Source organism: Clostridium sp. C8 (genome assembly GCF_001010885.1).
GTDB lineage: Bacteria > Bacillota > Clostridia > Clostridiales > Clostridiaceae > Clostridium > Clostridium sartagoforme.
In genome coordinates this window covers 1-9,974 of sequence record NZ_LBMX01000076.1, presented here as the reverse complement: position 1 = coordinate 9,974, position 9,974 = coordinate 1, and the positions used below count along the sequence as shown (strand labels likewise).

Annotated in this window: 8 protein-coding genes and 2 pseudogenes; 4 read left to right on the top strand and 6 right to left on the bottom strand. The window is 34.1% G+C overall.

Annotated elements, in window-relative coordinates; genetic code table 11:
* Positions 1-272 precede the first annotated feature (272 nt).
* Positions 273-1,397: a transposase gene (locus AAT22_RS18595; RefSeq protein ID WP_052953952.1), complete on the top strand. Its 1,125-nt coding sequence runs from the start codon at positions 273-275 to the stop codon at positions 1,395-1,397.
* Positions 1,398-2,035: 638 nt separating this feature from the next.
* Here the strand turns inward: AAT22_RS18595 and AAT22_RS11235 are convergent.
* From AAT22_RS11235 to AAT22_RS19295, 3 genes are all read right to left on the bottom strand, one after another.
* On the bottom strand, positions 2,036-3,136 hold the full coding sequence (locus tag AAT22_RS11235) for a plasmid pRiA4b ORF-3 family protein (protein ID WP_047001294.1): 1,101 nt from the start codon (positions 3,134-3,136) through the stop codon (positions 2,036-2,038).
* 47 nt (positions 3,137-3,183) lie between these two features.
* Positions 3,184-4,161: a recombinase family protein gene (locus AAT22_RS11230; protein ID WP_052953951.1), complete on the bottom strand. Its 978-nt coding sequence runs from the start codon at positions 4,159-4,161 to the stop codon at positions 3,184-3,186.
* Positions 4,162-4,600: 439 nt separating this feature from the next.
* On the bottom strand, positions 4,601-4,762 hold the full coding sequence (locus AAT22_RS19295; protein ID WP_172655017.1) for a hypothetical protein: 162 nt from the start codon (positions 4,760-4,762) through the stop codon (positions 4,601-4,603).
* A 387-nt stretch (positions 4,763-5,149) separates the two neighbouring features.
* Here AAT22_RS19295 and AAT22_RS18820 point away from each other — a divergent pair.
* A pseudogene (locus AAT22_RS18820) lies at positions 5,150-5,341 on the top strand (transposase); the annotation flags it as partial.
* A 167-nt stretch (positions 5,342-5,508) separates the two neighbouring features.
* On the opposite strand, the gene AAT22_RS11220 reads toward AAT22_RS18820, so the two are convergent.
* On the bottom strand, positions 5,509-6,192 hold the full coding sequence (locus tag AAT22_RS11220) for a DUF421 domain-containing protein (RefSeq protein ID WP_047001292.1): 684 nt from the start codon (positions 6,190-6,192) through the stop codon (positions 5,509-5,511).
* A 382-nt stretch (positions 6,193-6,574) separates the two neighbouring features.
* Between AAT22_RS11220 and AAT22_RS19290 the strand changes: the two genes are divergently transcribed.
* The gene (locus tag AAT22_RS19290; RefSeq protein ID WP_172655016.1) at positions 6,575-6,832 is read left to right on the top strand and encodes a hypothetical protein; all 258 of its coding nucleotides are present in this window, start codon (positions 6,575-6,577) and stop codon (positions 6,830-6,832) included.
* A gap of 41 nt (positions 6,833-6,873) precedes the next feature.
* On the opposite strand, the gene AAT22_RS11210 is transcribed toward AAT22_RS19290, so the two are convergent.
* A complete protein-coding gene (locus AAT22_RS11210; protein WP_207642011.1) occupies positions 6,874-8,346 on the bottom strand; it encodes a phospholipase D-like domain-containing protein in 1,473 nt (490 codons plus the stop codon).
* Between the two features lie 269 nt (positions 8,347-8,615).
* On the opposite strand from AAT22_RS11210, the pseudogene AAT22_RS11205 reads away from it, so the two are divergent.
* A pseudogene (locus tag AAT22_RS11205) lies at positions 8,616-9,654 on the top strand (IS256 family transposase); the annotation flags it as partial.
* A gap of 62 nt (positions 9,655-9,716) precedes the next feature.
* Here the strand turns inward: AAT22_RS11205 and AAT22_RS11200 are convergent.
* On the bottom strand, positions 9,717-9,974 hold a 258-nt coding region (locus tag AAT22_RS11200), incomplete at its 5' end, for an ATP-binding protein (protein WP_047001291.1).

Below are 9,974 nucleotides of genomic sequence, written 5' to 3'. Positions count from 1 at the left end.
ATGTTAATCACTCCTTTACTTGTTTTTATTCTCATTATTAGCACTCTCTATCGTTGAGTGCTAACTCTAATTATTATATACACCACTTTTTAAAACCTGTCAATAGTTTTTTTATTTTTTTACTAAAAAAATCTGACTCATATCCTGATCTAAGGACAGTAAAAAGGGCAAGTTAACCAAGGTTAAAATTACCAATAAAAAAGAGTAGAAAAAAACATAGCCAAGCCTTAAAATACAAGTTGATGAAAACAGGTATAAAAGGAGAGATGGCTATGTTAAATACACAAGAATATATTACAACAGAATTAGAGAAAATACTACATGAGATTCTCCCCATAACAAGCAAAAGATTGAAAAACCTAGTGCATATAATCATAGGAATAATCTTATCAGAATCAGTTGTAATATCAAAGATATCTCAAAAGTTAAAGGATGATTTTACAGATGCAACAGAAGATAGCAAAATAAAAAGAATAGATAGATTTTTTAGATCCTCACCAATAAGTCCAGAGTATGTATATAGTTTTTTTGTTGAAGAAATTTTAAAGAAATACGTAAAGAGAAGTGAAAACAATAAAGCAGTAATAATATTTGATCATACTACCCTTGATGATAGATTTTTAATATTAAAGTTTTCATTGAAAGTAGGAAAAAGAGCAATTCCTTTATGGTATAAGATATTCGAATATAATGAGAAGGATAATAAAAACTTTGAACACATAAAAGAAGGAATACGAGAGCTTAATGAGATTTTTAGTTCCTATAATTATGAAGTTGTGTTATTGGCAGATAGAGGTTTTAAAAGCATAGATTTGTTTAGATTTATAGATAGTATTGGGTGGAAATATTGTATAAGATGCACAAATGACTTACTTGTAAAAATAGAAGGCAAAGATAAAATTAAGTATTTAAGAGATATATCCCCAATAAAGAAAGTTGTGAAGAAATTTAATGGGGTTTTATTAAGTGCTGAAAAATATGAATGTAACCTAGCGGTATGTAAAGCAGAAGACTCTGAAGACACATGGTATATAATAACTAACATGGATAGTAAGAAGGCAGTAAGTGAGTATAAAAAAAGATTTATTATAGAAGAGATGTTTAAGGATTTAAAATCAAGTGGTTTTGATATGGAAGGTACATGGACAGAATCTCTAGTATATTTTAAGAATCTATATTTATGCTTAAGTATAGCTTATACTTGGATGATAATACTGGGAGCAGATTGTTCTAAGAATAAGAAAAGTAAGATTGTAGGAGCAACAAAGAAATTAAAGAATAAAGTAGTTAGAATATATAGCTTATTTAGTTGCGGTATAAAATGGTTTAATAGGTGTTATGATTCTGAAACGAAAAAGTACAAGCTCAAATTCGATTTAGTGCTTTATGATATATAGAAATAGTAGGTAAGTACGGGGCGTCTATCGGAATACCTATAGGGGAAGTCTACCCTTTTGTATATACATAAAATTCATGTTTTGGTGTTATCATTGATTAAAGGATAATAATTTATGAATTGGTAATGGTAATATTGTTCATAGTATAACTGTTATTCCATTATTTCATAGTTCATGTATTTCACTGTCCGTAGGTCAGACTACATTATATTCCTTTGGAGGAACATTTTCAAGTCTAATCATATCTTACACATAAATTATAATCATCTTTTCAACTCAACCTATTCCTTTTAATCCTGTCAACTCAACCCTAAGGTATTTCAATCGTGGATATGTTTGGTTCTGATTTATGCAATAAAAAATCCGAGAGCCAGAGTTTCTACTCCGACCCTCGGAAATCCCTTTATTTCAAGGCTTTTTAACCCTTTACCTATCTTTTCTTGTTATCAATACAACACTCTCAACGTGTGATAGTTATTCTAAATAAGGTGATAGGATTGATGACAATTTCTCCTTAGAAAACCCCTCTTAAAGCTTGTAAAATAGCCATTTCCTCAATATCATTATATAGTCCATTTAGTTTATTATTTTACTATTTTAAATATGTTTGAATTCTTACTATTGATGTCATAACATACTTACATCCATATAACACCAGGTCGTTTTTGCCAATCTTTTAGTTCTAAGCTCCAATACCCTGCCCACTGTTTCATGTTCTCATATTCTGGTGATTTTGTATTCATCATAATATCTCGAAACTCAATAAATCCTGTTACCCCTCCCACATCCTCTGGTGGCGATTGTCCATCTGCTTCTAAGAGGTATGGTGACTCTTTATCATAATCTTCTATTGTCTTTATTAGCTTAATTTCATGTTTCCAATTATCGCCCATATCATAGGTATAAATTATATAATTTTGTTCAGATAATATTTCATTAAGAGTATAATTTTCCATTAAAATAGCATTATTATCATATTCCAAATCAGCTTCAAAGGGGACTATTCTTTTAATCAACCCATTTGTCTCTTTATCAAAAGCAGTAAAGTCATATAAATGATAGTTCCTCCAATGAAATATTGACTGAAGCACCTTGTGGAACTTAGCTAACTTTATATTTGCAGGTACAATTATTTTTCTTATAGCCTTATATATATCTAAATCAAGTGTAACCTCTAACTCAAAAGCTTTATATTTATAAATCTCTTTTCCGGTAATTTTTTTTAGTTCCTCTCTCATTAATTTATAAGGGTAAAAACTGTCTTCCCGTTTCCCGCTACAACCTACTATTAGTCTATTTGAAAAGCAACCTACAGTATCATTAAAGACTTTTTCACTCCCATCATACTCATTTCCAACACATTGAGAGCATTCTAATCCAGCCTTTGTTACCCAAGATGCTGCTTGCCTGTTATTGTTCTGAACAAATTCTATACCACCTGCCATTTCCATATACTCTGCCACAGCCTCTTCATTAAAATTCATATCTGAAAGAGTATTTGAAATTGCCGACTTAATAATTTCGCTTATATTTTTTAATTCCTTTTTCTTCACCTGATAAACAGCAACAGTAAACCTAGTAGCATTGTTTACTAAAACAAGCATATCTTCTGTTCTACGATTTTCCCAAACATTAGTCCAGTTTGCTGTCCACGTAAATAATGGATTTACATCTTCATTTATAGCTGCTGGCTTTATCCCCATAGCAGTCGATAGTTTTTTAGTTAGTGCAATTTGCATAGTTTGACCTCTCTTCCGTTGTTTTCATTATCCTATTGTATATAATTCTATGTTCTTTTCTTAGAGCTATAATGTGTTTTCTTTCTTTTTATTTTACCATAAACGATTTCAACGTTGCTTCTTCTCTTTATTTCCTCTTGAACCTGCTCAAATTTTTCACGTTCTACTATTGGCTCATGTGCATCTTCAAGTAAATATTTTTCTTGAGCACCATTATTACTTTGCTGTTTATTATTAGGAAATACACCTGTATAGGTTTTACCTAAAATTACATTTCCTATATATTTTTCATTTGTTAGTATTGTCTTAATAGCTCGTTTAGACCACTTATCTTTACCCATAGGAGACTTGATATTTAAACGCTCTAGATCACGTATTATTAAGTCTACACTATATCCCTTTAAATATAAATCATAAATTTTTCTAACAACCTCTGCCTGTGCTTCATTAATTGTAAGTTCACCTTTTTCATTATGTTTATAACCGAAACACCTTCTATTATAAAGTTTAGATTGACCAGATTCAAATCCTCGCTTTAAGCCCCATTTTATAGCTTCACTATTTGATTCACTCTCTGCTTGTGCAAATGCAGTTACTGCTGCTACAAATACATCATTTTCTGCTTGACTGGTTTTGATATTTTCATCATGAAATATTATCTCTTTTCCCATGCACCTTAACTTATTAACTGTTTCAAGTAAATCTACGGTATTCCTTGAAAGGCGGCTAATGGACTTTACTAATACTATATCAATATGGTTTTCATAGCAATCAAATATCATATTCTGAAATCCAAACCTAAATGTATTCCCCCCTGAATCTTTATCTGTGTAGACCTTAAATAAACTCCAGTCAGAATTATTCTTTACTATTTGCTTTAATCCTTCCATTTGTGCTTCTAAGCTTTCTTCTTGTGAATCATGATTTGTGCTAACCCTACAATATATTGCTACCTTTTTGTTTGATTTCTTTTTTGCTGGAATAAATGTTATCCTTGACATCGAGTTATTGTTATTATTCTCCATTACATAACCTCTCTGTTAAATTTAGACTAATTATCTTTAATTGTTCCCATTTACATGATAATTAGTGTAAATATAAATATTTTATTAGGAAAATTTATCTAACATCTATTCCAACTACTCATAAATTCTTTATTCATCCTATCTCCACAACCTGTCCATTTTAATCCTGTCAACTCAACCCTAAGGTATTTCTATCCGTGGATATGTTTGGTTCTTGCCTTACAAATAAAAATCCGAGAGCCAGAGTTTCTACTCCGACCCTCGGAGATTCCTTTATTTCAAGGCTTTTTAAGCCTTTACCTATCTTTTCTTGTTATCAACGCAACACACTCAACATGACTCGAGAGGATGGAATAAATGTCATTTGAGTATGTCCGTTCTCGGAAACATATCCATTCCGTTTTTAGCACTATCGGTAGACGGAAACATATCCACTTAGCTAAATTACCCTCAATGGACGAACCACGCTGTCATCTTCATCATTGATTAACTTTCCTTCTAAATATTTATCAAATATTCCAATTGAAAGAAATGTACCTACTCCGTCATTATCTTGAATTTCCAACTCTATCGGTTTTGACGTAAGAAAAATCAAATGCACTTTTATATCCTCTTCAACACCGATAAATTCCTTTACTTTCTTATTTTCTGACAGTTCAAGCTCATATCTTCGCCTGTAACGATCATAATATCCATCTTTCTCAAATAGTTTTTTATAATCTGTAACCATTTCGCTTGAGTTTAATGAGTCAGAGAAATATTTTGCTTCAATTAAAAATAGTTTTCTAGTATCTTCAGTGTAATATATTACATCAAAGTCACCGTAATCTATTTCCCAAATGCCAAAAGTCCTTTGGTATTTTACGTCTTTTCCATCAAACTTTGATGTGTAATGCTGGTTAAGTTTTTCTCTAATTTTATCAACTAAAATATCAGACCATGCCTAAACGTATAAAAAAGTGACAAAAGGTTTACTGGAAAATCCTAATTACTAATATTTTATCAGTTTCCGAAATCAATTTGGCGAAGCATCTACTCGACCAATTTAATTGAGTCGTTCAATAAGCAAATCAAAAAATATACAAAGCGCAAGGAACAGTTCCCGAATGAAGAATCACTGGAACGCTTTTTAGTGACGCAGTTCGAGGACTACAATCAACGTTTCGCCACACTTATTTAACTATCGTGCCCGATTATGGAAGACCCAAGAGCAACAAACACCCTATCAGATAAATCCTTAAAACCCATTCTATGCTAAACGGTTCAATTTTGTTTTAAACAGTGAATCTTTTTTAAATCGACATTTTATTCACTAAGAATATTGATATGCTCTTATCCTAACAAATTTTATTTAGGACTTACATGTATGCCTTCACTCTCTCGCCAATCTGCGTAAAGTATACGCTTTACATTATCATATCCATTGGTAGTTAATTGGTTATCTAACCACTGTTGATCAAATCCGAGTTCATGTAAATTATCCCATAAAATTTCCCCATCTATAATTAACGATGTTGGGAGGTCTACTGGACTTTCTGGAAGATTGAGATCTTGCTTGTCTGGGTTTTGATACTTAGATTTTAATAATAAACTTATTTGCCCATTAGCTTCCAATATACCGTATTTGACTTCGCGAACTGAAAAGACATTATTTTGACGGAGCATACTCAATACTTGATTTACATCCAATTTGTTCTTTGCAAGTAAATTTCTGTCCATAATACCATCTCGAATGATGATGTTAGGATCGCCTAATAAGAGAGAACGTGTCGATTTATTTTTAAGAGTCATAAACTCTATTCCCAACATAAGAAACGTCCACAATCCGATGGCATATAAAAAATGAACAATCCCTACCTTATCTTCATAAATGGTATTTCCTAAAAAATCTCCAAGTACTAACACAAAAACTAAGTGAAACGGGGTTAACTGATAGATGGATGTTCTGCCTGTTATGATAATGATAAATAATAAAGTGGCAAAACCAACGATGACTTTGATCGTCAGTAAACCAATATTAACTTCTTCCATAGTTTTTTTCCTCCAATTTAAATTTTACTTAGTTGTAAGATCTTGAGGTTTAGATAAAGATGCTAGTTTTAGTATTAAAGCTCGAGTTACAATTCCAACAATGATGTAATATATGAATGAATATCTGTATCTCCCCTCTAAATAATTAACAAGTTTGAGCCACTCGCAAAAGGGTTCACCTATATAGGCATATGTTAGTGCCATAATGATCTGGGCTAAAATAAAAGATTTCCATGTTCTAAAATATTGATATAACAACATGTAAGCTACAGGTACCATTGAAAAATCAAAAGGAAAGGCCCTGGGAATAATAGGTAGGAATGCAATGGGGTAATCCCAAAAACTATATTGTGCACCAACTACATCTAATAAGGTTGTTGTTATGATAATTATGGTACCAAACAACAAAATTTCTAAAATAATGTCTCTTTTAATGAGTTTAGCCCATATAACCCAAGGTCCAACTAAAAAACAGACTAATATCCACCATTCCCAAGTTAAAAACTCATTCTTTAGCCAATCATCTAATTCTAAAAATTACAGTTTATCTTCTAATAAACGTATTCCTTTAAAATTTTCAAATGTATTATCTATTGATATCACCCCTATATTTAAATTAAAGGGAACAGATATTTTCTAATTCAAGCAGCCTTTTTATTATTGCCGTTTTATTTCTTTAACTTATAATAAAGGAGAAAACACACGAGCACCTTGTTCAATAATGCGCTGAGGTATGGAACGCTGCACCAGATCGTCGACCTTCACCTGCAATGAATCACTAAGATCATACTCGAATTGCCTAGTAAGTTCTTTAACAACATCATCACTGTAAATGACTTCACACGTCTCATAATTCAGCCGGAAGCTTCTCATATCCCAGTTTGCAGCACCAACAACTGCGATTTCATCATCTATGACCATTTGTTTCGCATGGAGCATGCCTTTATCGTATTCGTAAATATGGACACCTGCCTCTAACAATTCTCCATAATAAGTACGTTTGGCAGAGTCGACGATCTTATTTGCAACATGTCGGGGGACGAGTAACCTTACGCGTACACCTCTTGCCACGGCTGTCTTTATCGCCATCAGGATGTCTTCATCAGGAATAAAAAACGGGGTGGTTATATCAACGCTCCGGTTCGCTTGACTCAGGCAAATAAAGTAGGTCGTTCGAACGATTGGCGTAGGAAGACCTGGATTACCTTCTAACGTCTGGACATAAGCTTTTTGCAGCGATTTGTTTCGGTATGTGTCCTTTTTACTTTGAAACTCAGCACCCAATTCTGTTAACAACTTTGGATGTGCTTCATTGACAGAATGCACCCTGCTTCGAGGTTTTTTTGCACCTCCGCGTCTTTTCCTTTGTTCAGGTGTTGCCATTCTCCAATGAACGTCGAAAATGGTTTGCAAATCCTCCGAAGTTTCGCCTTCGATCCGCAAATGTGTGTCACGCCAGAAACCTACGTTCGGCTTCAATCCTGTATACTCATAGCCGATGTTGATTCCACCTGTAAAAGCTTCATCTCCATCGATCGTTACAATTTTGCAATGGTCCCGGTAATTCCAATTCGAAAGGATCCAAGGGAATCGCAAGGGAAAAATCGTCCTGCATTCAATCCCTGCCTCCATCATCCGTCTGATTTCACTTCGGGGGAAATTCCAGCTCCCAAAACCATCTCTCACAAAACGGATCCTCACGCCTGCATACGCCCGTTCCACCAGCACATTCGTTATGCGCCTGCCTATTTGGTCATCCCTATATATGAAATATTCAAGATTAATCGTGCTTGTTGCGTTCTGTAAGGATTCGATAAGTTTTTCATAGGTTTCAATTCCGTTTATCAGGACTTGGACTCTTCCAGAACGAGGCCCATGTACACTGAACTGGTTTAAAGCATTAGCGATGACTAAGGCTGAGTCGCTAAATGAATCAGGAAGTTTGTTCGATACATCCCCATTGGATGTTAGCCTTTTACGACGAATACCCAATGGATTTGTAGTACTCATATAAAGACCGAAACCAATGATAGGTAAAATGAGACTTAAGGCAAGCCAATTCAAAGCTTTTGCTGGTCGGCGAACCTCACTTATCGCTATGATTAACATAAAGATCGTATTTAATAGGTATAGATAAAAAATCCAATCCAACATAAAGTTCCTCCCTGGTTTTTCTCTTAATAATTACAAACTATGTAGCGAGTAGATGAAATACATAGGAATTGTTTAGATAGACCTTTTCTCATAAAACACGCTAAATAATTTCGTAATTAGTTTGTTCTTACCTTCCTTAAATTATGTATTAATTCTTTATCAGAGAGTATAAAATATTTTGTGTAAATGAAAAATTCCATGTAAAAAGGAAGCCCCTTTCTTGGTAGAATTAAGTCACCACAACCAATCCTAGAAAAGAGGTCTTCCCTATGAATCAGTTTACAACAGAAATTGTCGATGCTACTTACAAAAAAACAAGATATTACCGAGGTTTTTCGTTCGCACTTGGAAATGGCGATCAACTCGCTGTTGGAGACAGAACTAACGGAATTTTTGGATTATGAAAAATACGATCGTATCGGGTTCAACTCAGGCAATTCGCGCAATTGGTCTTACTCGCGTACACTTCACACGGAGTACGGCGATTTAACGATTCAAATCCCGCGTGATCGCAACGGTGAGTTCAAACAACAGACGGTGGCACCGTATAAACGCTCGAATGATACGCTTGAAGAAACCGTGATTCACCTGTTCAAAAAAGGCATCACTATGGCTGAAATTGCACAATTAATCGAGAAAATGTACGGGCATCATTATACGCCTCAAACGATTTCAAACATGACAAAAGCGGTTTCAGAAACGGTTGATGCGTTTAATAACCGTTCGTTGCACAATCGCTACGTGTGCGTGTATTTAGACGCGACGTATATTGCCGTGCGTCTTGATACGGTGTCAAAAGAAGCAGTCTATATTGCGGTCGGTATCCGTGAAGACGGCTCAAAAGAAGTGCTTGGCTATACGATTGCCCCAACAGAATCGGCTTACAACTGGCAGGAGCTACTACAAGAGCTCAAAGATCGTGGTGTAGAAGACGTACTTTTATTCGTATCAGACGGTTTAAAAGGCTTGGCAGACGCTGTTTTCACTGTGTTTCCAAAAGCAAAATATCAAGTCTGTTTCGTTCATGTTGGTCGCAATATTATGCATAAAGTACGCGTAGAAGATCGCAGGGAAGTCTGCGAAGATGTTAAAACGATTCACCAGGCAAAGGACGCCGAAGCAGCTGAGCTAGCACTTGGTCAGTTCTGCGAGAAATGGAGCAAATCGTACAAAAAAGTGACACAAGGCTTACTAAATAACCCGTATTTACTGACGTTTTATCAGTTTCCAAAAGCAATTTGGCGAAGCATCTACTCGACCAATTTAATTGAGTCGTTCAATAAGCAAATCAAAAAATATACAAAGCGCTGTAAATGTCAACATCAAAATGTTGAAAAGTTCCAACATGAAAATGCATAATTATTTGATAGTTATTTGTTTTCTTGTTGGATCATTTCATATACATCTTTTGTTCTATAAGATGGCCCAACTATTTTAATAATATGAGCATGATGTAGAAGCCTATCAAGTATAGCATTCGCTAGCGTAGCATCTGAAAAAACATCTCCCCATTTACTAAAAGGTTGATTAGTAGTTATTATAGTTGAGTTATGTTCATATCTTTTAGTTATTAGCTGAAAAAATAAATTTGCACCTAATTGATCTATAGGTAAATAACCAATTTCGTC

Bases quoted from the DNA above. Each gene is read 5' to 3' on its own strand.
- AAT22_RS18595 (WP_052953952.1), top strand. From the start codon at position 273: ATGTTAAATACACAAGAATATATTACAACAGAATTAGAGAAAATACTA.
- AAT22_RS11235 (WP_047001294.1), bottom strand. From the start codon at position 3,136: ATGCAAATTGCACTAACTAAAAAACTATCGACTGCTATGGGGATAAAG.
- AAT22_RS11230 (WP_052953951.1), bottom strand. From the start codon at position 4,161: ATGGAGAATAATAACAATAACTCGATGTCAAGGATAACATTTATTCCA.
- AAT22_RS11220 (WP_047001292.1), bottom strand. From the start codon at position 6,192: ATGGAAGAAGTTAATATTGGTTTACTGACGATCAAAGTCATCGTTGGT.
- AAT22_RS19290 (WP_172655016.1), top strand. From the start codon at position 6,575: ATGATAATTATGGTACCAAACAACAAAATTTCTAAAATAATGTCTCTT.
- AAT22_RS11210 (WP_207642011.1), bottom strand. From the start codon at position 8,346: ATGTTGGATTGGATTTTTTATCTATACCTATTAAATACGATCTTTATG.